Annotated in this window: 22 protein-coding genes and 1 pseudogene; 16 read left to right on the plus strand and 7 right to left on the minus strand. The window is 69.9% G+C overall.

What is annotated here, in order from left to right:
- Positions 1–108: 108 nt before the first annotated feature.
- From ACHMXE_RS19295 to ACHMXE_RS19345, 11 genes are all read left to right on the plus strand, one after another.
- The gene (locus ACHMXE_RS19295; RefSeq protein WP_093340442.1) at positions 109–1410 is read left to right on the plus strand and encodes an NCS2 family permease; all 1302 of its coding nucleotides are present in this window, start codon (positions 109–111) and stop codon (positions 1408–1410) included.
- A gap of 149 nt (positions 1411–1559) precedes the next feature.
- A complete protein-coding gene (locus ACHMXE_RS19300) occupies positions 1560–3101 on the plus strand; it encodes an ABC transporter ATP-binding protein (RefSeq protein ID WP_203202314.1) in 1542 nt (513 codons plus the stop codon).
- The gene (locus tag ACHMXE_RS19305; RefSeq protein WP_395350770.1) at positions 3094–4239 is read left to right on the plus strand and encodes an ABC transporter permease; all 1146 of its coding nucleotides are present in this window, start codon (positions 3094–3096) and stop codon (positions 4237–4239) included. The genes ACHMXE_RS19300 and ACHMXE_RS19305 overlap by 8 nt, the downstream gene beginning before the upstream one ends.
- A gap of 330 nt (positions 4240–4569) precedes the next feature.
- Entirely contained in the window at positions 4570–5490 is a 921-nt protein-coding gene (locus ACHMXE_RS19310) for an ABC transporter permease (RefSeq protein ID WP_057591998.1), read from the plus strand.
- Positions 5491–5540: 50 nt separating this feature from the next.
- Positions 5541–6713: a BMP family ABC transporter substrate-binding protein gene (locus ACHMXE_RS19315; protein ID WP_395350774.1), complete on the plus strand. Its 1173-nt coding sequence runs from the start codon at positions 5541–5543 to the stop codon at positions 6711–6713.
- A 101-nt stretch (positions 6714–6814) separates the two neighbouring features.
- A complete protein-coding gene (locus ACHMXE_RS19320) occupies positions 6815–7183 on the plus strand; it encodes a hypothetical protein (RefSeq protein ID WP_395350777.1) in 369 nt (122 codons plus the stop codon).
- Complete coding sequence (locus tag ACHMXE_RS19325; RefSeq protein ID WP_395350779.1) at positions 7174–7917, plus strand: 2-phosphosulfolactate phosphatase; 744 nt, start codon at positions 7174–7176, stop codon at positions 7915–7917. The genes ACHMXE_RS19320 and ACHMXE_RS19325 overlap by 10 nt, the downstream gene beginning before the upstream one ends.
- A gap of 114 nt (positions 7918–8031) precedes the next feature.
- Positions 8032–8787, plus strand: coding sequence for a hypothetical protein (locus ACHMXE_RS19330; protein ID WP_395350782.1), 756 nt, complete (start codon positions 8032–8034; stop codon positions 8785–8787).
- A gap of 49 nt (positions 8788–8836) precedes the next feature.
- Entirely contained in the window at positions 8837–9358 is a 522-nt protein-coding gene (locus tag ACHMXE_RS19335; RefSeq protein ID WP_395350784.1) for an SMI1/KNR4 family protein, read from the plus strand.
- 37 nt (positions 9359–9395) lie between these two features.
- Positions 9396–10586: a glycoside hydrolase 100 family protein gene (locus tag ACHMXE_RS19340; protein ID WP_395350787.1), complete on the plus strand. Its 1191-nt coding sequence runs from the start codon at positions 9396–9398 to the stop codon at positions 10584–10586.
- Positions 10587–10675: 89 nt separating this feature from the next.
- Complete coding sequence (locus tag ACHMXE_RS19345; RefSeq protein WP_093340429.1) at positions 10676–11593, plus strand: protein NO VEIN domain-containing protein; 918 nt, start codon at positions 10676–10678, stop codon at positions 11591–11593.
- A gap of 4 nt (positions 11594–11597) precedes the next feature.
- Here the strand turns inward: ACHMXE_RS19345 and ACHMXE_RS19350 are convergent, their stop codons facing one another.
- The 6 genes from ACHMXE_RS19350 to ACHMXE_RS19375 form a co-directional block, all read right to left on the minus strand.
- A complete protein-coding gene (locus tag ACHMXE_RS19350) occupies positions 11598–12011 on the minus strand; it encodes a nuclear transport factor 2 family protein (RefSeq protein WP_395350789.1) in 414 nt (137 codons plus the stop codon).
- Positions 12012–12076: 65 nt separating this feature from the next.
- Positions 12077–12415 carry a hypothetical protein gene (locus ACHMXE_RS19355; protein ID WP_395350792.1) on the minus strand — a complete coding sequence of 113 codons (339 nt, stop codon included), beginning with the start codon at positions 12413–12415 and terminating at the stop codon, positions 12077–12079.
- 13 nt (positions 12416–12428) lie between these two features.
- Positions 12429–13715 (minus strand): NAD(P)/FAD-dependent oxidoreductase, encoded by a 1287-nt coding sequence (locus tag ACHMXE_RS19360; RefSeq protein WP_395350795.1) that lies wholly within the window; start codon positions 13713–13715, stop codon positions 12429–12431.
- Positions 13712–14458, minus strand: a complete 747-nt coding sequence (locus ACHMXE_RS19365; RefSeq protein ID WP_093340422.1) for an amino acid ABC transporter ATP-binding protein — start codon at positions 14456–14458, stop codon at positions 13712–13714. Before ACHMXE_RS19365 ends, ACHMXE_RS19360 begins: the two co-directional genes overlap by 4 nt.
- On the minus strand, positions 14455–15123 hold the full coding sequence (gene ehuD, locus ACHMXE_RS19370) for an ectoine/hydroxyectoine ABC transporter permease subunit EhuD (RefSeq protein ID WP_057591978.1): 669 nt from the start codon (positions 15121–15123) through the stop codon (positions 14455–14457). Before ehuD ends, ACHMXE_RS19365 begins: the two co-directional genes overlap by 4 nt.
- 14 nt (positions 15124–15137) lie before the next feature.
- On the minus strand, positions 15138–15917 hold the full coding sequence (locus ACHMXE_RS19375) for an ABC transporter substrate-binding protein (RefSeq protein ID WP_203202304.1): 780 nt from the start codon (positions 15915–15917) through the stop codon (positions 15138–15140).
- A gap of 169 nt (positions 15918–16086) precedes the next feature.
- Between ACHMXE_RS19375 and ACHMXE_RS19380 the strand changes: the two genes are divergently transcribed.
- Positions 16087–16911 (plus strand): IclR family transcriptional regulator, encoded by an 825-nt coding sequence (locus tag ACHMXE_RS19380; protein WP_093340419.1) that lies wholly within the window; start codon positions 16087–16089, stop codon positions 16909–16911.
- A 95-nt stretch (positions 16912–17006) separates the two neighbouring features.
- Complete coding sequence (locus ACHMXE_RS19385) at positions 17007–18077, plus strand: adenosine deaminase (protein WP_395350801.1); 1071 nt, start codon at positions 17007–17009, stop codon at positions 18075–18077.
- Here ACHMXE_RS19385 and ACHMXE_RS19390 read toward each other — a convergent pair.
- Entirely contained in the window at positions 18032–19351 is a 1320-nt protein-coding gene (locus ACHMXE_RS19390; RefSeq protein WP_395350803.1) for an MFS transporter, read from the minus strand. The two genes, ACHMXE_RS19385 and ACHMXE_RS19390, sit on opposite strands and share 46 nt — an antisense overlap.
- An 83-nt stretch (positions 19352–19434) precedes the next feature.
- Here ACHMXE_RS19390 and ACHMXE_RS19395 point away from each other — a divergent pair.
- The 3 genes and pseudogenes from ACHMXE_RS19395 (at position 19435) to ACHMXE_RS19405 (ending at position 23995) form a co-directional block, all read left to right on the plus strand.
- Positions 19435–20386: pseudogene (locus tag ACHMXE_RS19395) on the plus strand (LysR substrate-binding domain-containing protein).
- Between the two features lie 104 nt (positions 20387–20490).
- A complete protein-coding gene (locus ACHMXE_RS19400) occupies positions 20491–21306 on the plus strand; it encodes a helix-turn-helix domain-containing protein (protein WP_395350806.1) in 816 nt (271 codons plus the stop codon).
- Positions 21307–21445: 139 nt separating this feature from the next.
- A complete protein-coding gene (locus ACHMXE_RS19405; protein ID WP_395350809.1) occupies positions 21446–23995 on the plus strand; it encodes a penicillin acylase family protein in 2550 nt (849 codons plus the stop codon).
- Positions 23996–24079 lie beyond the last annotated feature (84 nt).

Below are 24079 nucleotides of genomic sequence, written 5' to 3' on the forward strand. Positions count from 1 at the left end.
CTCGAGGCGCGACCGAGCTCGCGCCAGGGACGGGCTCGGCCCGCTTTTTCTTCAGAACGACGCCGCACGACGCGACACGAGACAACACATCCCGGAGACAAGAAACCCATGAACTGGATCGATAAGGTGTTCAAGCTCAACGAACACAACACCACCGTGCGCACCGAGGTCATCGCGGGGCTCACCACTTTCCTGACGATGGCCTACATCATCTTCGTCAACCCATCGATCCTCGGCGACGCGGGCATGCCCAAGGGCGCGGTCTTCGTCGCCACCTGCCTGATCGCGGCGCTGGGCACGCTGATCATGGGCCTGTACGCCAACTACCCGATCGCGATGGCGCCGGGCATGGGCCTGAACGCCTACTTCGCCTACGTGGTGGTGCTCGGCATGGGCTACACGTGGCAGACCGCGCTGGGCGCGGTCTTCATCTCGGGCTGCCTGTTCCTGATCGTCACGGTCACCGGGCTGCGCGAGCTGTTCATCCAGGGCATACCGCAGTCGCTGCGAACGGCGATCACGGTGGGCATCGGCATGTTCCTCGCGCTGATCGCGCTCAAGAGCGCGGGCGTGGTCGCGGCCTCGCCGGCCACCTTCGTGACCTTGGGCGACCTGCACTCGGCGCCGGTGGTGCTGGCCACGCTGGGCTTTTTGATCATCGTGGTGCTCGACAAGCTCAAGGTGCGCGGCGCGATCCTGATCGGCATCGTCACGGTCACGGTGCTGTCCTTCTTCTTCGGCGGCAACAAGTTCCACGGCGTGTTCGCGCCGCCGCCGTCGATCGCGCCCACCTTCATGCAGCTCGACATCCTGAGCGCGCTCAAGGGCGGCATCCTCAACGTGGTGCTGGTGTTCTTCCTGGTCGAGATGTTCGACGCCACCGGCACGCTGATGGGCGTGGCCAAGCGCGCCGGGCTGCTGGTGCCCGGCAAGATGGAGCGCATGAACAAGGCGCTCTTGGCCGACAGCGGCGCGATCTTCGCGGGCTCGCTGCTCGGCACCTCGAGCACCACGGCCTACGTGGAGAGCGCGGCCGGCGTGCAGGCCGGCGGGCGCACCGGCCTCACGGCCGTGGTGGTGGCGGTGCTGTTCCTGGCCTGCCTGATGATCTCGCCGCTCGCGGGCTCGGTGCCGGCCTATGCCACCGCGCCGGCGCTGCTGTTCGTGGGCTGCCTGATGCTGCGCGACCTGGTCGAGCTCGACTGGGAGGACACCACCGAGGTCATCCCCGCGGCCGTGACCGCGCTGGCCATGCCCTTCACCTACTCGATCGCCAACGGCCTGGCCTTCGGCTTCATCACCTACGCCGTGCTCAAGCTGTTCACCGGCCGGGCACGGGAAGTGCATGCCATGGTGTGGGTCATCGCCGCCATCTTCCTGTTCAAGTTCGTCTATGTGACGGGCCACTGAGCCCGAAACCGAACGCAAGCCCCGGAGTCGGGGTCTTCCATCGTCCGAATTCCGTAGGGACGCTATTAAACTTATAGCTATCGACGTACATCGGAACCCGCGAGACGAGGCCCATTCCTGTACCGAACGAGACAACCCACGGAACCGGCATGACAACACCCAGACTCCAGCTCGCGCACATCACCAAGCGCTACCCGGCGGTGGTCGCCAACAGCGACATCTCGCTGGCGGTGCAACCGGGCGAGATCCACGCCGTGCTCGGCGAGAACGGCGCCGGCAAGTCGACGCTGATGAAGATCATCTACGGCTCGGTCAAGCCCGACGAGGGCAGCGTCGCCTTCGACGGCCAGCCGGTGAACCTGCGCAACCCGCAGCAGGCGCGCGCGCTGGGCATCAGCATGGTGTTCCAGCACTTCAGCCTGTTCGACACCCTCACGGTGGCCGAGAACGTCTGGCTCGGCCTCGACAAGTCGCTGGCGCTGGCCGACGTGGCGCGCAGCATCACGGCCAAGGCGAGCGAGTACGGCCTCGACATCGATCCCGCGCGGCCGGTCCACACGCTGTCGGTGGGCGAGATGCAGCGCGTGGAGATCATCCGCGCGCTGCTGACCGACCCCAAGCTGCTGATCCTCGACGAGCCGACCTCGGTGCTCACGCCGCAGGCGGTGGTCAAGCTGTTCGGGGTGCTCAACAAGCTGGCCTCCGAGGGCTGCAGCATCCTCTACATCAGCCACAAGCTGCACGAGATCCGCGAGCTGTGCACCGCCTGCACGGTGCTGCGCGGCGGCAAGGTCACGGGGGTGTGCAACCCGAAGAACGAGAGCAACGAGTCGCTGTCGCGCCTGATGATCGGCAGCGAGCCGCCGCCGCTCGAGCACCGGCCGGTGCATGCGGGCGCGGTGGCGCTGCGCGTGCAGGGCCTGACGCTGGCGCGCGAGGACCAGTTCGGCGTGGACCTCGAGGGCGTGTCCTTCGAGGTGCGCGCGGGCGAGGTGGTGGGCATTGCGGGCGTGTCGGGCAATGGCCAGAAGGAGCTGCTCTACACGCTGTCGGGCGAGGACGTGCGCGCCGAGGCGGCGATGGTGCGGGTGTTCGACCAGCCGGCCGGCCGGCTGCGCCCGCGCGCGCGCCGTGCACTGGGCCTGCACTTCGTGCCCGAGGAACGGCTGGGCCGCGGCGCGGTGCCCACGCTGGGGCTCGCGCACAACCTGCTGCTGACGCGCGGCGACGCGGTGGGCCGCGGCGGCTGGATCCGCACCGGCGCGCTCGAGCGCCAGGCCAGATCCATCATCGAGCGCTTCAAGGTCAAGGCCGGTGGCCCGAAGGCGGCGGCGCGCTCGCTGTCGGGCGGCAACCTGCAGAAGTTCATCGTCGGCCGCGAGATCGATGCCAACCCCAAGCTCTTCATCGTCTCGCAGCCGACCTGGGGCGTGGACGTGGGCGCGGCCGCGCTGATCCATGCCGAGATCCTCGCGCTGCGCGACGCGGGCTGCGCGGTGCTGGTGATCAGCGAGGAGCTCGACGAACTCTTCAACATCAGCGACCGGCTGCACGTGATCGCCAAGGGGCGGCTGTCGCCATCGATCGACCGCGCGGCCGCCACGCTGGCGCAGATCGGCGAATGGATGAGCGGCCTGTGGCCGGGCCCATCCGGCAAGAGCAACAAGAACCAGGAGGCCGCCCATGCTTAAGCTCGAACCCCGTCCGGAGCTCTCGCGCTTCTGGACCTTCGCCTCGCCGATCCTGGCGCTGCTGATCACGGTGCTGATCGGCGTGGCGCTGTTCGCCGCGCTCGGCAAGGATCCGGTCAAGGGCCTCTTGGTGTTCTTCTACGAGCCGATCAAGAACGGCTATGCGCTGGGCGAGCTGACGGTGAAGGCCACGCCGCTGCTGATCATCGCGCTGGGGCTGGCGGTGTGCTTCCGCTCCAACGTGTGGAACATCGGCGCCGAGGGCCAGTTCGTGTTCGGCGCGATCGCCGCGGGCGGCGTGGCGCTGATGGCCGACAAGACCACGGGCGGCTGGATCGTGCTGGCGATCCTGGTGGCGGGCACGCTGGGCGGCATGGTCTGGGCCGGCATCGTGGCCTGCCTGCGCGACCGCTTCAACGCCAACGAGATCCTGGTGAGCCTGATGCTGGTGTACGTGGCGACGCTGCTGCTGAGCTACATGGTGTTCGGCCCCTGGAAGGATCCCAACGGCTACAACTTCCCGCAGTCGAAGACCTTCGAGGCGGTGACGCAGATCCCGCGCCTGTTCAAGGGCTCGCGCGTGACGATCGGGGTGATCATCGCGCTGGTGGGGGTGGGTGCGCTGTGGGTGTTCCTGTTCCGCACGCGCGCGGGCTTCGCGCAGCAGGTCGGCGGCCTCGCGCCCGCGGCGGCGCGCTATGCGGGCTTCTCGGCGCGCCGCGCGGTGTGGATCGCGCTGCTGACCTCGGGCGGCGCGGCCGGCCTGGCCGGTGCGCTCGAAGTGGCGGGCCCGCTCGGCCAGCTCACGCCCTACGTGCCGGCCGGCTACGGCTTCGCGGCCATCATCGTGGCCTTCGTCGGCCGCCTGCATCCGGTGGGGATGGTGTTCTCGGCCATCCTCATGAGCATGTTCTACATCGGCGGCGAACTCGCGCAGTCGCGGCTCGGGTTGCCGAAGTCGCTGACGGGTGTGTTCCAGGGGCTGCTGCTGTTCACGCTGCTGGCTTGCGATACCTTGATTGCCTATCGGGTTCGTCGCAAGGCGGCTGCGAAGGCTGCCGTGCTCACGACGAGTTCGCTGCAGGCGAGTACGCCTTTGACTGCGCCGGTTGTGCGTACGAACGAGGGGGCGCTGTGATGACGTTCTTCGCTTTGGATCGGGTTCGTTCGGGGTGGGCTCACGCCGACGGGGTACTCCCCTCCGCGAATGTCCCCCGGCCTGCGGCCTCCTCCTTTATTTCGCTGCGGGGAGTACCCCGTCGACGTGAGCCTGGACACGGCGGTCGAACCGGCCGCACAACGACTGCGCCCACGTGCACAGGGCAGTGGGTGCTTCCCGCAGCGAAATCAAGGAGGAGCCCGAAGGGCGGGGGGACATTCGCGGAGGGAAGTACCCGCTGTCCTGTGCACGCGCCCCGACCGTCCCCTCTGCACCCCGAGCAACCCAAGCAACGAGAGCCACTAAAAAATGGACAGCTACGCACTCCTGCTCGGCTCCACCCTGAGCGCCGGCACCGTCCTCGCCATCGCCGCGCTCGGCCTCCTCATCAACGAGAAGGCCGGCATCGTCAACCTCGGCGCCGAGGGCATGATGCTGTGCGCCGCCATCGCCGGTTTTGCGACCGTGGTGACCACCCACAACCCCTGGCTCGGCCTGCTTGCCGGCATGGCCGCCGGGGCCCTGCTGGCCGCCTTCTTCGGCGTGCTCGTCATCTGGCTCAACACCAACCAGTACGCCACCGGCCTCGCGCTGAGTTTGTTCGGCGTCGGCTTCTCGGCCTTCGCGGGCATCAACTTCGTGCAGGCCAAGCTGCCCGAGAGCGCGAGCTATGCGATCCCCGTGCTGGCCGACATTCCGCTGCTCGGCCCCGCGCTGTTCCGCCATCACCCGATGGTCTACGTCGCCGTGCTGCTGACCGTGGGCCTGATCTGGTTTCTCTACCGCACGCGCGCGGGTCTCGTGCTGCGCTCGGTCGGCGAGTCGCCCGAGTCGGCGCATGCGCTGGGCTATCCGGTGCGGCGCATCCGCCTCATGGCCGTGATCGCGGGCGGGGCGCTGTGCGGCCTTTCGGGCGCGTACCTCTCGACCGTCTACACCCCGCTGTGGGTCGAAGGCATGGTCGCGGGCCGCGGCTGGATCGCGCTCGCGCTCACCACCTTCGCCACCTGGCGGCCGATGCGCGTGCTGCTCGGCGCCTACCTGTTCGGCGGCGTCTCGATGCTGGGCTTCCACCTGCAGAGCAGCGGCGTCGACGTGCCCTCGCAGTTCCTCAGCATGTTGCAGTACATCGCGCCCATCGTGGTGCTGGCCCTGATCTCGCGCAACCCCGCATTCATTCGCGTCAACATGCCGGCTTCGATCGGGAAACCGTTCTACCCCGGCTCATAATCGCGGTTTTCGTTTTTCCGCCAACCCGTCCTTTTTGAGGATTTCCGACAATGAATGATCTGAACAAGCGCTCCCTGCTCAAGCTCGCCGCCCTCACGGCGGTCGCTTCGGCAGCCTTGATCGGCTGCGGCAAGAAAGAAGAAGCGGCAGCACCGGCCGCCGCGCCCGCACCGGCTCCGGCACCCGCCGCCGCCGCGCCGGCCCCGGCAGCGCCGCTCAACATCGCATTCGCATACATCGGACCCGTGGGCGACGGCGGCTGGACCTTCGCGCACGACAACGGCCGCAAGGCACTCGAGAAGGAATTCGGCGACAAGATCAAGACCACCTTCGTGGAAAGCGTGCCCGAGGGCGCCGACGCCGAGCGCGTGTTCCGCGACATGGTCGGCCAGGGCAACAAGCTGATCTTCGGCACCACCTTCGGCTACATGGAGCCCATGCTCAAGGTGGCCAACGACAGCAAGGACGTCAAGTTCGAGCATGCCACCGGCTACAAGACCGCCGAGAACATGCGCACCTACGACAGCCGCACCTACGAAGGCGCGTACATGGCCGGCATCATCGCGGGCGCCATGACCAAGTCGAACACGCTCGGCGTCGTCGGCTCGGTGCCGATCCCCGAGGTGCTGCGCAACATCAACAGCTTCACGCTCGGCGCCCAGTCGGTCAACCCGAAGATCACGACCAAGGTCGTGTGGGTCAACGAGTGGTTCAGCCCGCCGAAGGAAACCGAGGCCGCCACCGCCCTGATCAACGGCGGCGCCGACATCCTGTTCCAGAACACCGACTCGCCGGCTGTGCTCAAGACCGCGCAGGAAAAGGGCAAGCGCGCCTTCGGCTGGGACTCCGACATGACCGCCTACGGTCCCAAGGCCCACCTGGGCTCGGCCACCATCAACTGGGCGCCGTACTACATCAAGGCCACGCAGGACGCGCTCGACGGCAAGTGGGCCACCGGCCAGGCCTGGTGGGGCGTCAAGGAAGGCGCCATCGACCTCGTGTCGATCGCCGAGGACGTGCCGGCCGAAGCCAAGGCCAAGGTCGACGAAGTCAAGAAGGGCCTGAAGGACGGCAGCTTCTCGATCTGGAAGGGCCCGATCCTCGGCCAGGACGGCAAGGAAGTGGTCGCCAAGGACGCGATCGCCGACGACAAGTTCCTGACCGGCATCAACTTCTACGTCAAGGGCGTCGAAGGCAAGGTGCCGGGCGGCGACAAGAAGTAAGCAAGCAGGCTGCTTCGCGTCGCGATGCAGGCAAGGCCGCCTTCGGGGCGGCCTTTTTTCATGGAGGATCCGTTCGATGCCGCGCTGTCTTCGCCCATTCGTTGCCCGCCGTCCTCGCGGCGCTGGTCTCGCTGCCCGCCGCCGCGGCCGGCGAGACGCCGCCGCGTTTCTCGAAGGACGAGCAGCCGCTGCGCCAGGCCGTCGAGGATGCCGCGATGTGCTTCCACTTCGCCGGTGAATTCGGCGGCGATGGCTCGGCGCGCGACCGCGAGGTGAAGCGGGAGATGGCCAAGGTCTGCAAGGACGAGAGCCAGCAGCGCGTGATGAAGGCCTACCGCAAGAACCCGCGCGACCGGCGGCTCCATCCCGCGGTGCTGATGCTCGACGGAATGGTCAAGGGGCCGGCGCTGACCGAGGCCGAGAAGGCGCGGCTGTGCGCGGTGGCGAAGACGGAGCTGGTGTGTCCCTGAGCCCGTTCGCGCAGCACGGCTTCTCGGTGCGCCTCGAATGGGGCCTGGCAGCCATCGAGCGGCTCGGGCCCGACGCGGACTGCATCGTCGTCGTCGACGTCATGTCCTTCTCCACCTGCGTCAGCATCGCCGTGGACCGGGGCGCCATCGTCCATCCCTATCCCTGGAAGGACGAGAGCGCGCAGCGCTACGCCGAGGCGCGCGGCGCCGAGGTGGCCAGCGGCAGGCAGCGCTTCGCGCAGGGCTGGTCGCTGTCGCCGCAGTCGATGCTGGCGGCCCATCAAGGTCTGCGCCTCGTGCTGCCGCCGCCCAACGGATCGGCCTGTGCCTACCGTGCGAAGGCGCTGGGCAAGGCCGTCTACTGCGCCGGCCTGCGCAACCTGCGCGCGACCGCGGCCGCCTGCGCGCCGCATGCGCGCGTGCTCGTGGTGCCCTGCGGCGAACGCTGGCCCGGCGACGCGGGTTTGCGCCCCAGCCTCGAGGACCACGTCGCGGCCGGCGGCATCGTCTCGGCGCTCGGACGCGCGGACGCCTCGCCCGAGGCGCGCGCCGCCGCGCTGGCTTACGAAGGGCTCGGCGCGCAGCGCGCGCGGGTGCTGGCCGAATGCGGCTCGGCCGTGGAGCTGCGCGAACGCGGCTTCGCCGACGACGTCGCGCTGTGCCTGCAGGAGGACGCGAGCCGCATCGCCTGCCGGCTCGAGGGCGATCGCTTCGTCGCCGAGCCGCAGGGCTGAGCGGCCGCGCCTGCGTCCTGGGCCTACAGCCGCGTTCCGGCCGCCCGGGGATACTCGGCGCAGGGCCGGCGTCGCGAGCGCCGGCCGCTCCCTGTCGCCTTCCTGGGTTCACCGATGCGCAACTCACTCGACTTCACCTCCTGGCAAGGCCTGCTCTCGACCCTGCTCGGCCTGGTGCTCGTGTCGCTGGTCGCGGTCGGCATCCGCATCGTCGTGATGCTCAGCGTGCAGCAGCGGCGCGAGCGGCAGAACCGGCAGATCAACGAACGGCTCAAGACCCTGATCGCGGCCTACAAGGTGCTCGGCGGCTCGTTCACCGGCGAGCTCGCGGTCGACCCCAGCCATCTGCGCGAGCTGCGCACGCGCGGCCTGCAGGCCGAGGCCGAAGGCGGCGCCGATGCCGGCCTGCCCGCCTCGGACCGGCGCCGCCGCATCCGCGACGCGGTCGAGACCGCGCTGTCCGACGTGATCCTGCTCGGCACCGAGGAGCAGGTGCGGCTGGCCGCGAAGGCCGCGGCCGACATGGTCGCGGGCCGCAGCGTGGAGACGGCCGAGCTCGTGGTCTCGCTGCGCACCTTCATCCGCGCGGTGCTCGACCTCGATCCGGTGCCGCCGACGCTCGGCATTCCGAAGCAGGGGCCGCTGCGGCTCAAGGGCACGGCCACGCGCGGCGAGCGCGCGGGCGGTGGCGGCGGCAATGCCGGTGGTGGAGGTGGCGGCGGCAAGGGCGGAGGCGGCGGCATGGGCGGCGGTGGCATGGGCGCCGGCATGGGCGCGGGCCTCGGGGCCGGCGTGGGCCTGCACCATGGCGCATCCGAGGCCGAAGCGCTGCCCGCGTCGGTCGGCCTGCCGCGCGAGACCGATCCCTGAAACACGCGCCGCCATCTCACAGACACCTCCCACGTCCACAGTCATTCCCATGCTCGAACGCAGCGCAGCCCACTTCCCCCAGTTCTCCCGCCTCGCACCCGACTTCGACCTCGAGGACGTGCAGCCGCCGGCATCCGACGCCGAGATCGCCGCACTCGAGCAATCGCTGGGCGTGCCGTTGCCGGAGTCCTACAAGCAACTGCTGCGCTGCAGCCGCGGCTTCATGCTGATGGGCGGTGTCGTGCAGTTCGGCGACCAGCATCCGTTCTTCCACGAGTTCGAACCGCTCGATCGGCTCGGCGAGGCGCAGCGCGCCGTGGTCCAGCGCCGTGGCGGCAACTGGCCGCCGCCGTCGAACGGCATGCTGTGCTTCGCGGAGTTCTTCATGGAGGCCGACGGCGACCAGGTGCTGTTCGACGTGAGCCGGGGGCTGGTCGATGGCGAGTACCCGGTCGTCTACTACGCGCATGCCGCGTCGCCGGCCTCGGTGCGCGTGCTCGCGCCTTCGTTCGCCGCGTTCATGGAAGCCTTCCTGCGCTACGAGGAATTCGCCGACGAAGACGATGAATGAACGAGGATCCCCTGATTCGCTCACCGCGCCGACGCCCATGACCCACGATTCACTCGACGCCCCTTCGCTCGCGCTCGTCGATGCCTGCAGCCAGGCCTCGCTTGCGCTGCTCGAAGCCAACCTCACGCCGCACGGCATCCTGGCCGCGAGCCGCACCGAGGCCGCGGTGGCGCGGCGCTACACGCGCATCTTCGGGCGCGACGCCGCGATCTGCGTGATGGCGATGTGCGGCAGCGGCGTGCCGGCGCTCGAGCAGGGCGCGGTCGCGAGCCTCGACGCGCTCGCGGCGCAGCAGGCGGCCAACGGGCAGATCCCGAAGTACGTCGACCCCGAGGGCCAGGACGCCGACTTCTGGTATCTGGGCTGCATCGACGCCACGCTCTGGTGGCTGATCGCGGTGGACCACGTGCGCCGCCACGGCAAGGTGGGCGCCACGCACTGGGCCGACGGCGTGCAGCGCGCGATCGGCTGGCTGCTGGCGCAGGAGCACCAGCACTTCCGGCTGCTGCAGCAGAACGAGGCCAGCGACTGGGCCGACATCATGCCGCGCTCGGGCTATGTGCTCTACACCAACGCGCTGTGGTTCGACGTCAAGCGCCGCTTCGGGATCGCGCAGGCCGACGAGACGCGGCACCACTTCAACCACCTGTTCAACCCGTTCCAGCGCGACCTGCCCGAATACCACCGCGCGCGGCTGCTGCAGCATTACGCGCGGCGCGGCCGGCGCGATCCGGGGCTGTACCTGAGCTTCGTCAACCTCGCGGTGGTGGGCGACGAGGGCGACGTGTTCGGCAACGTGCTGGCGATCCAGGCCGGGCTGGCCGACGAGGCGATGGCGCACCGCATCGTCAACACCATCGAGGGCGCGCGCGCGAGCGATCCCTACCCGGTGCGCGTGGTGCTGCATCCGCTGTCGCCGCAGCACGAGCTGTGGCGCGCCTACATGGGCCGCCACCGGCAGAACCTGGTGCACCAGTACCACAACGGCGGCATCTGGCCCTTCGTGGGCGGCTTCTGGGCCATGGCGCTGGCGAAGCTGGGGCTCGAGGCCGAGGGCTGGGCCGAGCTCGCGAAGCTGGCACGCGCCAACGAACTCGACGGCTGGCGCTTCACCGAGTGGTTCCATGGCCGCACGCTGGCGCCGATGGGCATGGCGGGCCAGAGCTGGAATGCCGCCACCTTCCTGCTGGCGCGGCGCGCGCTCGAGGGCGACGCCACGGCCTGGTGAGGGCGCGCGCGAGGGCGGCCGGTTTCCGGTTGCGGCATACTCGCCACCCCCCCGCAATCTCCAATCTGCCTCTCGCACAAGACCCCCGCATGGACAAGGAAGTCGACCCCAAAGTACTCGCCGTCATCGATGAGATGCGCCTCTCCGGCCCCCGGCTCACGCCGGTCGACATCGTCGCCAAGATGGGTGTGTTCGACGCGCGCGAGAAGGCCTCGGACCACGCCTGGCTCGCCACCGGCGACAACGTGATCGCCACCATCTGGGGCGAGTATGTGAACCTCGGCGAGGGCGGGCGCTGGTTCTGCCTCGAGTCGCTCGACGTGCAGTTCCGCCCCGGCGGCGGCCCGCGCTCCGCGTTCCAGTCGCAGCGCGCCGCCGACCGCCTCGCGCTGCTCAAGCGCACCTTCGACGCCGGCCAGAATTTCCGCGCCGTGGTGCAGACCAACCGCATCGCCATCGGCGAGATCGAGACCAACCGCAGCGCCAAGGTCTCGACCCGCGTGCGCGACGACGCCGAATGGCATGTCGCGAGCTGGGAACCCGAGCGCAAGTTCGCGGTGCTGGTGCGCGGCCCGCGCGACTGGGCCCCCGACGAGGCCGCGATCCAGGCCGCCCGCGCCAAGGGCAACGTGCCCGACGAGGCCGTGGCCGGTGCCGACGGCGCGGCGAAGCTGGGCTCGGCCGAGGCCGTGCAGGAGGCCGCCATGGACTACGTGATGCGCCACTTCAAGGGCTACGGCTACAACGCCGAGGACGTGCGCAGCCAGAAGACCGGCTACGACATCGTGGTGTCGAACTCGAAGGGCGCGACCCTGCTCAAGGTCACGGTCAAGGGCACGGCCTCGGGCTTCCCGACCTTCCGCCTCACGCGCGAGGAGCAGCTGAGCTCGGTCGGCGAGCCGCTGTGGCGCCTGCTGGTGGTGTCCGACGTGGCGACCCCCACGGCCGCGCACAAGATCTACAAGCCCACCGAGATGACGCAGGCGCCGGGCTTCGAGCCGCTCTGAATCGTCAGGCCTGAGGCTGCTGCTGCTGCTGCTGCGCGGCCTGCAGCTGCGCCGCCATCTTCTGGTGGATCAGGTTCACGGCCTTCAGCGGGCGCAGCATCACCTTGAACTCGGTGATCTTGCCCGCGTCGTTCCAGCGGATCATGTCGACGCCGTTGACCACGATGCCGTCGAGTTCCACCTCGAACTCGAGCACCGCGTCGCGCTCGGCCTTCACTTCGCGCACGTAGCGGAAGCTCGGGTTGAAGAAGACCTCGAAGGCCGCGGCCAGGTAGCGGCGCGTGATCTCCTTGCCGACCTGCGGCTTGTGCACCACCGGCGAATGGAAGACGGCGCTCTCGTCGAGCAGCACGTCGAGCCCCGCCGCGTCGCGCGTATTCACGAGCTGGTGCCAGGTGGAAAGGGTGTCGATCGACATGTCGTGTGTCCGATGCTGTGGGTGGATGGAGCACGCCATGGTATCGGCTGGCGGCCCTGGGCGTGCTATTCGTCGGCGCTCGAAAACGCCCTGAGCACGGCCACGCCCCTGAAGACACGCCAGAGCCCGAAGGGCACCAGCAGCGCGCTGGCCAGCCGATGCATCGGCGGCGCCAGGGACAGCGCGCCCCAGATCCCGAGCGCGGCGATGAACAGGCCGCCGACGATGTTGACCACGCCGCCGCCGAGCCACTGCACCTGGAGCAGCCGCGCCGTCAGCGACAGCAGGCGATCGGCCACCTTCAGTCCGAGCCGGTCGGCCAGCACGTAGAGCCCGAGCAGCAGCAGCGGCGCCACGGCGATGCCGATCAGGAGATACGCCGCGATGCCGATCAGGGTGTGCATGCGGCCCAGCTTATCAAGCGAATCGATCGAGCAGGCTGTACCAGGCCACGCCGGCCGCGATGTAGAAGCGCTGCAGTCGATGCAGCGGAATCGGCTGGAGCGGTGTCACCGGGTACGGGAAATCCGCCCCCGGCTGCAACAGCCGCGCCGCCACGTGCCGCCCCATGCTGGTGGCCAGCGCGATGCCGCGCCCGTTGTAGCCCAGCGCGATCGTGAGGCCCGGCGCGGGCGTGTGCACGTGCGGCATGAAGTCGCGCGTGACGGCGATGCGGCCCGCCCAGCGGTACTGGTAGCGCAGCGGGCCCAACTGCGGATACAGCAGGGCGAGCGAGCGCTCGAGGTGCGCGAAGTCGGCCGGTCCCGCCGGATCGGCGAAGTGGCCGCGTCCGCCCATCAGCAGCCGGCCCTGCGCGTCCTTGCGGAAGTACAGCAGCAGGCGTTGCGAGGTCGACGCGGTCTCGCCGCCCGGCAGGATGGCGTGCGCGGCCGCGCCCTGCAGCGGTTCGGTGGCCACGATGAAGCTGTTGGCCGCGAGCACGGTGCGCGAGAGGCCGGGCCACAGGCCGCCGGTGTAGCCGTTGGTGGCGATCAGCACCTGGTCGGCGACCACGCTCGCGCCGCTCGACGTGCTTGCATGCCACTGCGACCCGCGGCGCTCGAGCGAGTTGACCGCGCTGCCGCCGTGCACCGAGGCGCCCGCGGCCTGCGCGGCGCGCACCAGGCCGCGCGTGTAGGCCAGCGGCTGGATGCCGCCCGCGCGGCCGTCGAGCCAGCCGCCCGCGAAGGCCTCGGTGCCCAGGCGCGCCGCAACCTCGGCGCGGTCGAGCATCTGCGTGGCGGCGCCGCGCCGCGCCCATTGCTCGGCGCGCGCATGCATGGCGGCGAGGTGCTGGGGCGAATAGGCCACCTGCAGCCAGCCCTTGCGCACCGGCTGGCAGTCGATGCGGTGGCGCTCGATCAGCTCGAACACCAGGTCGGCCGAGCGCGAGACCGCGTCGATCAGCGGCTCGGCGCGCGCGGCGCCGTAGGTCCGCACCAGTTCGTCGGGGTCCTGCTTGAGCGTGGGATTGACCTGGCCGCCGTTGCGCCCCGAGGCGCCCCAGCCCGGCTCGTGCGCCTCGAGCACGCAGACCTTGGTGCCGGCCTCGGCCAGGTGCAGCGCGGCCGACAGGCCCGTGAAGCCGGCGCCCACGATCAGCACGTCGGCGCGCTGCGAACCCGCCAGCGGCGGCGTCGGCGGTGCCGCTGGCGCGGTGGCGGCCCACAGCGAAGGAGGCAGTGTCGATGTCGCGATGCTCACGCGCGCACCTCCGCCGACGGATGCAGCACGCGGCGCAGGAAGTCCTGTGTGCGCGCCTGGCGCGGCGCGCCCAGCACCTGCGCGGCCGGGCCTTCCTCGACGATGCTGCCGCTGTGCAGGAAGCACACGCGGTCGGCCACCTCGCGCGCGAAGCCCATCTCGTGCGTGACCACGATCATGGTCATGCCCTCGTCGGCCAGCGCGCGCATCACGCCGAGCACGTCGCCGACCAGCTCGGGGTCGAGCGCCGAGGTGGGTTCGTCGAACAGCATGGCCTCGGGCTTCATCGCGAGCGCGCGCGCGATCGCCACGCGCTGCTGCTGGCCGCCCGAGAGCTGCGCCGGCCAGGCCTGCGCCTTCTCGGCCAGCCCGACCTTGGCGAGCAGCGCGAGCGCCTCCTCGCGCGCCTGCGCCGGGTTCTGGCGCAGCACGTGCACCGGGCCCTCCATCACGTTCTCGATCACGGTGCGGTGCGGGAACAGGTTGAAGCGCTGGAACACCATGCCCATGCGGCTGCGCAGCCGGTGGATGGCGGGCGCGTTGCGGTCCACGCGCTCGCCGAAGGCGCGCACCTCGCCGCCCTCGTACGACTCGAGGCCGTTGATGCAGCGCAGCACCGTCGACTTGCCCGAACCCGAGGGGCCGATCAGGCACACCACCTCGCCCTTGTCCACGCGCAGGCTCACGCCCTGCAGCACGCGGTGCGCGCCGAAGCGCTTCTCCAGGCCTTCGACGTGGATCATGGCTTCCTCCTTCCGGCGCCGAAGCGCGCCTCGAGCCGGCGCAGGCCCCAGACCAGCGGCAGGCTCATCAAGAGGTAGAGCAGCGCGACCAGCGTGTAGACCGTCATGTTCTGGAAGGTGGAGGAGGCGATCAGCTGGCCGGCGCGCGTCATCTCGGCCACCGTGATGGTCGAGACCAGCGAGGAGTCCTTGAGCATCATCACCAGCGTGTTGCCGTAGGGCGGCAGCGCGATGCGGAAGGCCTGCGGCAGGATCACGCGCCGCATGATCAGCGCCGAGCGCATGCCCATGGCCTGCGCGGCCTCGCGCTGGCCCGGGTCGACGGCCTCGATGCCGGCGCGGAAGTTCTCGGCCTGGTAGGCCGAGTAGGCGATGCCCAGCCCGATCACGCCGGCCTGGAAGGCCGTGAGCTGCACGCCGAACTCGGGCAGCACGAAGTAGATGTAGAACAGCTGCACGATGATCGGCAGCCCGCGGATCACGTTGACGATCACCGCGCCGGTCCACGAGACGGCGCGCACCGGCGAGAGCTTCATCAGCGCCAGCGCGAGGCCGAGCACGCTGCTCAGCAGGAACGACAGCACGGTGACCTGCACCGTGACCACCGCGCCCTGCAGCAGGATCGGCAGGAAGTCCTGCGCGTGTTGGAGGAACGAGGAGGCCATGGCTCAGCGCGCGCTCAGATGCCCCATTTCTGGACGATCTTCGCCAGCGTGCCGTCGGCCTTGATCGCGGCGATGGCCTTGTTCAGCCGCGCCAGCGTCTCGGTGTCGCCCTTGCGCACCACCAGGCAGACGTCGCCCACGTTCACCGGCTTGTAGCTGTCGACCAGCTTCACGCCCGGGAAGGTGTTCTGCCGGATCTGGTAGGCCATGATGGGCTGGTCGCCGAGGCCGGCCTTGATGCGGCCGAGCGAGAGGTCGCGCGTCATGTCGGCCACCGAGTCGTAGCTGCGCACCTCCTTGAAGATGCCCTTCTTGGTGAGCATGTCGAGGAACACGGTGCCGACCTGCGCGCCCACCACCTCGCCCTTGAGCTCGTCGAGCGTGGCGTAGGCGCGGGTGTCGTCGGCCTTGACGATCAGGCCCTCGCCGTACGAATAGACCGGGTCGCTGAAGTCGACCACCTCCTGGCGCGCGGGCGTCTTGAGCATGGCGGCCGAGACGATGTCGATCTTGCGCGCCGTGAGCGAGGGGATCAGCGCCGAGAACACGGTCTGCTGCACGTTGACCGTGAAGCCGCCCGCCTTGCCGACCGCGGTGACGGTGTCGACCATCATTCCCTGGATGCTGTTGCTCTTCACGTCGAGGAAGGTGAAGGGCACGCCGGTGGCGGTGGCGCCCACGTTGAAGCTGGCCGGGGCCGCGCCCTGGGCCGCCGCGAGCGAGGCGGCGCCGGCGATGCAGAGGCCGAGCGCGAGGCGGCGCAGCGGGCGGAGGTGGCGAACGATGCGATTCATGGAAGCACTCCTCAGGACAAGAGACGAGAAAGGAAGGAAGCGGGGTCAACGCAACATGCATGCCAATAATCGATTCGATTGACTCTTTAATCAATAAATGAAAACCACTAGTCGAATTGATCGTATCGATATTCGATATTTCATGGGACGATCGCTATACTTCGACGCCATGGACCCCACGACCGCCCCCACCGGGACCGCCGACGACGCGGCGCCCGAGGACAGCCAGAGCCTTCTCTTCAACCAGTCGCTCGAGAAGGGCCTGGCCGTGCTGCGCGCCTTCAGCGCGCGCCGGCGCACCATGACGCTGGCCGACGTGGCCGCGGCCACCGACATCACCAAGAGCTCGGCCCAGCGCATGGTCTTCACGCTCGAGAAGCTCGGCTACCTGCGCAAGCATCCGAAGACGCGGCGCTACCAGCTCACGCCGCGCGTGATGGAGATCGGCTTCAACTACCTCGCGGCCAATGCGCTGATCGACGTGGCGAATCCCTACCTGTCGGAGCTCACCAAGGTGACGACCGAGACCTCCTGCCTCACCGAGCCCGACGGGCTGGACATGGTCTACGTGGCGCGCTTCGTGAGCGCGCAGTTCGTGCCGGTGCACATGCCGATCGGCAGCCGCATCCCGATGTACTGCACCGCCTCGGGCCGCGCCTTCCTGAGCGCGCTGCCCGAGGACGAGGCGCGCGCGCTGATCGAGGCCTCGGACCGGGTGGCCCACACCACCCACACGCTAACCGAGGTCGAGGCGATCCTGGCCACCTTGCGCCAGGCGCGGCTGCAGGGCTTCGCGACCAATGCCGAGGAGCTGTTCCTCGGCGACATGACCATCGCCGCGCCGGTGCTCGGCAGCCAGGGCCGGCCCGTGGCCTCGGTGCACGTGGTCGCGCCCACCAGCCGCTGGACGCTGGAGGAGGCGGTGCGCAAGCTGGCGCCCACCTTGCTCTTGTGCGCGCGCTCGCTCACGAGCTCGGCGCGCAGCCTCGATTGAGGCCATACGGTTTCGCGCATTGCGCGGCCGCGGGCAGCCTTTATGCTCGCGCGAACGCAACGCCCCACGGCGCCTCCCATGCGCCAGACCCCACCATGACCGACTTCCGCCCCGCCGCCGACCACCTGCGCTTCGACGCCATTCCCGCCGAGCGCCTGCCCGAGTTGCTGCGTGCCATGCCCAAGGCCGAGCTGCACATGCACATCGAGGGCTCGCTCGAGCCCGAGCTGATCTTCGCGCTCGCGCAGCGCAACGGCGTGGCCATTCCCTACGCCAGCGTCGAGGAGCTGCGCCAGGCCTACGCCTTCACCAACCTGCAGAGCTTCCTCGACATCTACTACGCGGGCGCGAGCGTGCTGCTGAAGCAGCAGGACTTCTTCGACATGGCCTGGGCCTACCTCGAGCGCGCCGCGGCCGACCACGTGGTCCACACCGAGATGTTCTTCGACCCGCAGACCCACACCGCGCGCGGCGTGGCGATGCAGACCGTGGTCGACGGCCTGCATCGCGCCTGCGTCGAGGCGAAGGACAAGCTGGGCGTGAGCGCCTCGCTGATCCTGTGCTTCCTGCGCCACCTGAGCGAGGAAGAGGCCTTCGAGACCCTGGAGCAGGCGCTGCCCCATCGCGACAAGTTCATCGGCGTGGGGCTCGACTCGAGCGAAGTCGGCCATCCGCCCGAGAAGTTCGCGCGCGTGTTCGCGCGCTGCCGCGAGCTGGGCCTGCACCTCGTGGCCCATGCGGGCGAGGAAGGCCCGCCCGAATACGTGTGGAGCGCGCTCGACGTGCTGAAGGTGGAGCGCGTTGACCACGGCGTGCAGAGTGCGAAGGACCCGGCACTGATGCAGCGGCTGGCGCAGGACCGCATCCCGCTGACCGTGTGCCCGCTGTCGAACCTCAAGCTGTGCGTGTTCCCCGACCTTGCGCAGCACAACCTCGGCACCCTGCTCGACGCGGGACTGGTCGCCACGGTGAACTCCGACGACCCGGCCTACTTCGGCGGCTACATGAACCAGAACTTCACGCAGACCTTCGAGGCCACCGGCCTGGGCGCGCGCCACGCCTGGCAGCTCGCGGCCAACAGCTTCGAGGGCAGCTTCATCGACGAGGCCGCCAAGCGCGCCTACGTGGAGCGGCTCAACGCCGTCTTCGCCGACTTCGGCGCCTGACAGGCACCGGCCGAGGTCGAAGGCGCGCGCAGCGCCAGCAGCGGCACCGCGACCAGCGCGCAGCCGGCCGCCGCCAGCCACACCAGCGGCCAGCCCTGCGCCGCCATCAGGTGCGGGATCGAGAACGGCGTGACGAAGCAGACCAGGAACACGCTGGTGTTCGCCATGCCCAGCGCCGTGCCGGCGCGCGCGGCGCCGGCCAGCGTGGCGAGCTCGGTGTAGGCCACGCCGTGCCAGGCCGAGACGCAGATGCCGCTCACGCCCAGCAGCACGACCAGCGCGATGCGCAGCGCCTGCGATTCGGCCGCGACCTGCGCGCCGGTGCAGAACACCAGCAGCGCGAGCAGCGCGAACAGCGCCACGCTGAGGCTGGCGCAGGCGCGCAGGTAGGCCGGCCGGTTGCCGCGCCGGTCGGTCCAGCGCCCGCTCCACACGCGCATCGCCATCGCGCCGGCCTGCAGCGTGACCATGGCGGCGGTGATGGTCGCCAGGCCCGCATGGCCGAAGTCGTGCAGGAACACCGTGCCGAAGGACAGCACCGCGAACTGCGGCGCGCAGAGGATGCCGATGCCCGCGACGATGCGCCACACGCGCGCATCGCGCAGCGGGCCGGTGCCTGAAGCGGCCGGTGCGGCCGAGGGCCGCGCGGCGCGCTCGGGCGGCGGCTCGTGCACCCAGGCCCAGGCCATCCAGGCGCTGAGCGCGCACAGCAGCGCGAGCACGCCATAGAGCGCCGCGAAGCCGAGGTGCAGCGCCAGCCACGGCAGCACCAGCGCGCCGACGGCGCCGCCCAGCGGCACGGCGGTCTGGCGGATGCTCATCGCGAGGCCGCGCTCGCCGGCCGCGAACCAGGTCATCACCGCGCGGCCGCTGGCGCCGTTGACGCTGCCGCCGAGCAGCCCGACCAGCAGCAGCCCGCCGCCGAGCAGGCCCAGGCCCGGGACGTGGCCGGCCGCGGGCGCGGCCCACAGCGCCATCGCCGCCAGAGCCAGCGCGGTGGCGCCCAGGCCCAGCAGCAGCACCGGGCGGTCGCCCCAGCGGTCGGTCAGCAGGCCCCAGGGCAGTTCGCTGACCGCGATGCCCAGGCCCATGAGGCCGAGCACCAGGCCGAGCGTGGCGTTGTCGAGCTGGTAGCCCGAGCGCATCAGCACGGCGGTCATCGGGATGCCGCTGAAGGCGACCGAGAAGGCGGCGTTGGCCGCGACACCCGCGCTCAGCACTTTCCAGCGGTGGCGCGGCGGGAGCGGGGTGGGGAAAAGGGCGGAATGGGTCATATGCGACGCAGTCTCCGCGCTTGCGAAGGTTTTGAAAATCAGAAAATAATCGTCGTATCGTTCGAAAAAACAGGATGGTTGCGATGTCCCAGGTGATGTTCGATCTCGACGTGCTGCGCAGCTTCTCGACCGGCGTGGCGCTCGGCAGCTATGCGCGCGCGGCCGACCGGCTCGGCCGCTCGACCTCGGCGGTCAGCGCCCAGCTCAAGAAGCTCGAGTCGCAGGCCGGCACGGTGCTGTTCCGCAAGGCCGGCCGCGGCCTGGAGCTGACCGACGCGGGCGAGACCCTGCTGGCCTACGCGCACCGGCTGCTGGCGCTCAACGAGGAGGCGGGCGCCGCGATGCGCGGCGTCGACCTCGAGGGCTGGGTGCGGCTCGGGCTGCAGGAGGACTTCGGCGAGACGCTGCTGCCCGCGGTGCTGGGCCGCTTCGCGCGCGCCCATCCCAAGGTGCGCATCGAGGCCTGCGTGGCGCGCAGCGGCGACCTGCGCGAGCGGCTCGAGCTCGGCAAGCTCGACCTCGCGCTGGCCTGGGACGCGGGCGAGCAGCCGATCTCCGCCCATGCGCAGCGCGTGGCGCGGCTGCCGCTGCAGTGGATCGGCCCGGTCGATCCGGCGATGTGCGATGCGCCGTGGTGGAAGGAGCGCGAGCGCGGCGCCGGGGCCGCGCGCAAGACGCAGGAGCCGCTGCCGCTGGTGCTGCTCGACGCGCCCTGTCCGCTGCGCGCCATCGTCACCGACGCCCTCGACCGCGCGGGCGTGCCCTGGCGCCATGCCTTCGCCAGCAGCAGCCTGGCCGCGCTGTGGGCCGCGAGCTCGGCCGGCCTCGGCCTCTCGGTGCGCACGCCCTTCGGCCTGCCGCGCCAGGTGCGGGCCATCGACCGCACCTTGCTCGGCCTGCCCGCGCTGCCGCAGATGTCGCTGTCGCTCTACCGCGCGCAGGCGCAGGCGGAAGCGCCGGCCGCGCGGCTGGGGCACCTTGCTGCTGGAGGCGGTGCGCGAGCATGTGCAGGGCGAGGGGAGCGTGCTGCACTGAGCCCGGCCCCGGCCCGCGGTTCTTCGGCGCAGTGAGGGCAATGCCTCATACCGTCATGTTCCAGATCGCCCCAAAATGGGGCGCTGCAGACACGACAAGCGTCCATGGCCACCCCGAAGAACTTCCTGCACCTGTGGGACGACAGGTTCCTCTACATCACGCCGGCGATCCAGTCGGGCCTGACCGCGCGCTCCTCGGCCACGGTGCTGGCCTCGGTGAGCGGGCATCCGTTCATGCTCGAGGCGGCCGACGGCACGCGCACGTATTGCACCGCCGCCGTGGTGGCGCCGCACGTGGCGCGCCGGCTCGCGGTCGAGGGCTGCGGGCTGCTGTCGCTCAACATCGATCCGGCCTCGGTCGCCTATCGCATGCTCTCGCGCCAGCTCGGCGGGCACGGCATCCAGGTGCTCGATGCGCGCCGCTTCGGCCGCCTGCGCGAGGGCTTCGAGCCGGCGCAGGCCGGCGCGCTCGACGACGCCGCGCTGCAGGCACTGAGCCGCGGCCTGGTGGAGACCATCACCGGCAGCCCCGAGCGCCGCATGCCCAACGATCCGCGCATCGAGCGCGTGCTCGACGCGATCCGCCATCGCGCGGGCGCGGCGTCGCTGCGCGAGCTGTCGGCCGTGGCCTGCCTCTCGCCCGACCGGCTCACCCACCTGTTCGCGCAACAGGTGGGCGTGTCGATCAAGCGCTATGCGCTGTGGACCAAGGTGCGACGCACGGTCCAGCAGTTCACCGGCCAGCGCCCGCTGACCGACGTCGCGCTGACCAGCGGCTTCACCGACGCGGCCCACATGAGCCGCACCTTCAAGAGCTACTTCGGCCTCGCGCCCTCGTTCCTCGCGGGCAAGGTCGAGGTCAGGGCCGACGCGCAGGCCTCGCAGGCCTGGGGCCACGGCGCGGCCCCGATGCATTCCTGAGCGCCTGCTGAAGCGGCGAGTGCGCGTGGTCGCGCGGTCGCAATACAGCGGCTTCGTTCAAGCCAGCCCCCCGCGCGCTGCCTAAGCTGGCGACGCTCCATCAGAGAGCATGACCGAGCATTCACAGGAGACATCCGACATGAGACAAGACAATCCGCGCGGCCGGAGGCGGCCGCTCGCCCTCGCATTCACGGCCACCTCGCTGGCCGCGGCAGCCACGCTGCTGGTCGCCTGTGGCGGCGGTGGAGGAGGCGGCAGCGGCTTCTTCCCGATCGGACCGATCAACCCGCCGTCGGCCGAGAACGCCACCTACAAGGCCGAGATCCGCCGCACCGCCATGGGCGTGCCGCACATCAAGGCCGACAACTGGGCCGGTGCGGGCTACGGCTACGGCTATGCGCAGGCGCAGGACGACCTGTGCACCATGGCCAACTCCTTCCTCACCTACCGCGGCGAGCGCTCGCGCTACTTCGGCGCCGACGCGCAGATCCCGTTCAGCAGCACCATCGGCCGGCCGAAGAACATCGACTCCGACTTCTTCCACAAGCACGTGATCTCGGACGACGTGGTGGCGGCGATGCTCAAGCAGCAGCCGGACACGCTGCTGAAGCTGGTCGAGGGTTTCGCCGCGGGCTACAACCGCTATGTGCGAGAGATCAAGGCAGGTGGCAGCGCGGGTGCGAACGCGGCCTGCCGCGGCGAGGCCTGGGTGCAGCAGGTCACGCGCGAGGACATCTTCCGGCGCATGTACGCGGCCAACTTCGCGGCGGGGCTCAGCGTCAACCTGGCGCGCATCGCCAATGCCACGGCACCCGCCGCGTCGGTGACGATGGCGCGTCGCGAGGCAGCCCGGCCCGCGGTCGCGACGCGGCTGGCCGGCCTGCGCGACACCGAACTACTGGTGGGCGGCGACGAAGGCGTGGGCAGCAACATGATCGGCTTCGGCACCGGCGCCACCGGCAACGACAGCCCGATGCTGTTCGGCAACCCGCACTGGTACTGGCGCGGTCCCGACCGCTTCTATCAGGCGCAACTCACGATCCCGGGCCAGGTGAACATCAGCGGCACCTCGTTCCTCGGCATTCCGGTGATCCTGATCGGCTTCAACGACAACATCGCCTGGAGCCACACGGTCTCGACCGCCACTCGCTTCGGCTTCTTCGAGCTCAAGCTCGCCGCGGGCGACCCGACCAGCTACATGCGCGACGGCGCGGCGGTGAAGATGAAGGCCGCGAACATCACCGTTCAGGTGAAGCAGGACGGCGGTGGCGTGGTGCCGGTGACGCGCACGCTCTACAAGTCGGAATACGGTCCGATGATCAGCCTGGCCGACATCAAGCCCGAGCTGGCCTGGAACCAGACTACCGCCTACGCGATCCGCGACATCAACGCCGACAACTTCCGGCTGTTCCGCAACTGGCACCGCTGGAACATGGCGAAGTCGCTCGACGAGTTCATCGCGATCCAGAAGGAAGAGGCCGCGATTCCCTGGGTCAACACCGTGGCGGTCGGCCGCGGCGCGGCCAAGGCCTGGTATGCCGACATCGGCGCGATCCCGAACGTGTCGCCCGCGCAGACCACGAGCTGCACGACGCCGGTCGGCCAACTGCTCAACGCGCAGGTGGGCGCGCTTGCGCGCGTGCCGATCTTCGACGGCTCGCGCAGCGCCTGCGACTGGCAGACCGACGCGGACTCGGCGCAGAAGGGCGCGATCGGCCCGGCGCGGCTGCCCAGCCTGCAGCGCGACGACTACGTGGCCAACATGAACGACAGCTACTGGCTCGCCAATCCGAAGGCGCCGATGACCGGCTATCCACCGATCATGGGCCCGGCCGGCACCAGCCCCGTGAGCTTCCGCACCCGCATGGGCAACCTGCTCGCGCAGGGGCGCATCGACGGCAGCGATGCATACGGCGCCAAGGGCGCGACCGCCGACACGGTCAAGCGCATGGTGCTCAACAGTCGCGCGCTGACGGCCGAGCTGTTCAAGGACCAGGCGCTGGCGATGGTGTGCGCGAAGGCGACCATCAACGTCGCGACCGACCCGCTGGACAACGCAGCCATCGGGCGCGACATCGACGTGAGCGGCGCCTGCGCCACGCTGCGCGCCTGGAACAACGCCGGCACGCGCGATGCGCGCGGCGCCCACGTGTGGGACGAGTTCTGGGATCGCGCCGAGCGCCTGCCCGCGGCCTCGCTCTACGCCGTGCCCTTCGACCCGGCCGACCCCATCCACACGCCGCGCGACCTCAAGTCCGGTGCCGCCGCCGCGCTGTCGACGGCCTTCGGCGCCGCCGTCGCGAAGGTGCAGGCCAGCGGCTTCGCGGTCGACGCAACGCGCGGCGAGGTGCTGTTCGCCACCCGCGGCGGCCAGAAGATCCCGCTGTACGGCGGCTGCGGCGGCCCGGGCTACTTCACCATTGCCTGCTCGGACAACCGGCTCGACAAGGGCGGCTACTCGATGGACAACGACCCGAACGGCAACAGCTACATGCAGATCGTGCGTTTCCCGGCCGGTGGCGTGGAGGCCCATACCTTCCTGACCTTCTCGCTGTCGGACGACCCGGCCTCGGCGCACAACGCCGACTACACCCGCGCCTACAGCGCCGGGCAGTGGCTCAAGGTGCCGTTCTCCGAAGCCGAGATCCAGGGCGATGCGGCGCTGAAGACCAGTTCGATCAGCGAATGAGCGAGTGAGGCGCGGAGCGCCGTTCGTCGGAACAGCCAAGAAAGGTTGAACTTCGTCGCACGGGCGCGCTCCCATCGTTCACTG

The sequence above is a fragment of the Variovorax sp. UC122_21 genome, assembly GCF_044056785.1.
Taxonomy (GTDB): domain Bacteria; phylum Pseudomonadota; class Gammaproteobacteria; order Burkholderiales; family Burkholderiaceae_C; genus Variovorax.

Bases quoted from the DNA above. Each gene is read 5' to 3' on its own strand.
- ACHMXE_RS19295 (WP_093340442.1), top strand. From the start codon at position 109: ATGAACTGGATCGATAAGGTGTTCAAGCTCAACGAACACAACACCACC.
- ACHMXE_RS19300 (WP_203202314.1), top strand. From the start codon at position 1,560: ATGACAACACCCAGACTCCAGCTCGCGCACATCACCAAGCGCTACCCG.
- ACHMXE_RS19305 (WP_395350770.1), top strand. From the start codon at position 3,094: ATGCTTAAGCTCGAACCCCGTCCGGAGCTCTCGCGCTTCTGGACCTTC.
- ACHMXE_RS19310 (WP_057591998.1), top strand. From the start codon at position 4,570: ATGGACAGCTACGCACTCCTGCTCGGCTCCACCCTGAGCGCCGGCACC.
- ACHMXE_RS19315 (WP_395350774.1), top strand. From the start codon at position 5,541: ATGAATGATCTGAACAAGCGCTCCCTGCTCAAGCTCGCCGCCCTCACG.
- ACHMXE_RS19330 (WP_395350782.1), top strand. From the start codon at position 8,032: ATGCGCAACTCACTCGACTTCACCTCCTGGCAAGGCCTGCTCTCGACC.
- ACHMXE_RS19335 (WP_395350784.1), top strand. From the start codon at position 8,837: ATGCTCGAACGCAGCGCAGCCCACTTCCCCCAGTTCTCCCGCCTCGCA.
- ACHMXE_RS19340 (WP_395350787.1), top strand. From the start codon at position 9,396: ATGACCCACGATTCACTCGACGCCCCTTCGCTCGCGCTCGTCGATGCC.
- ACHMXE_RS19345 (WP_093340429.1), top strand. From the start codon at position 10,676: ATGGACAAGGAAGTCGACCCCAAAGTACTCGCCGTCATCGATGAGATG.
- ACHMXE_RS19350 (WP_395350789.1), bottom strand. From the start codon at position 12,011: ATGTCGATCGACACCCTTTCCACCTGGCACCAGCTCGTGAATACGCGC.
- ACHMXE_RS19355 (WP_395350792.1), bottom strand. From the start codon at position 12,415: ATGCACACCCTGATCGGCATCGCGGCGTATCTCCTGATCGGCATCGCC.
- ACHMXE_RS19365 (WP_093340422.1), bottom strand. From the start codon at position 14,458: ATGATCCACGTCGAAGGCCTGGAGAAGCGCTTCGGCGCGCACCGCGTG.
- ehuD (WP_057591978.1), bottom strand. From the start codon at position 15,123: ATGGCCTCCTCGTTCCTCCAACACGCGCAGGACTTCCTGCCGATCCTG.
- ACHMXE_RS19375 (WP_203202304.1), bottom strand. From the start codon at position 15,917: ATGAATCGCATCGTTCGCCACCTCCGCCCGCTGCGCCGCCTCGCGCTC.
- ACHMXE_RS19380 (WP_093340419.1), top strand. From the start codon at position 16,087: ATGGACCCCACGACCGCCCCCACCGGGACCGCCGACGACGCGGCGCCC.
- ACHMXE_RS19385 (WP_395350801.1), top strand. From the start codon at position 17,007: ATGACCGACTTCCGCCCCGCCGCCGACCACCTGCGCTTCGACGCCATT.
- ACHMXE_RS19390 (WP_395350803.1), bottom strand. From the start codon at position 19,351: ATGACCCATTCCGCCCTTTTCCCCACCCCGCTCCCGCCGCGCCACCGC.
- ACHMXE_RS19400 (WP_395350806.1), top strand. From the start codon at position 20,491: ATGGCCACCCCGAAGAACTTCCTGCACCTGTGGGACGACAGGTTCCTC.
- ACHMXE_RS19405 (WP_395350809.1), top strand. From the start codon at position 21,446: ATGAGACAAGACAATCCGCGCGGCCGGAGGCGGCCGCTCGCCCTCGCA.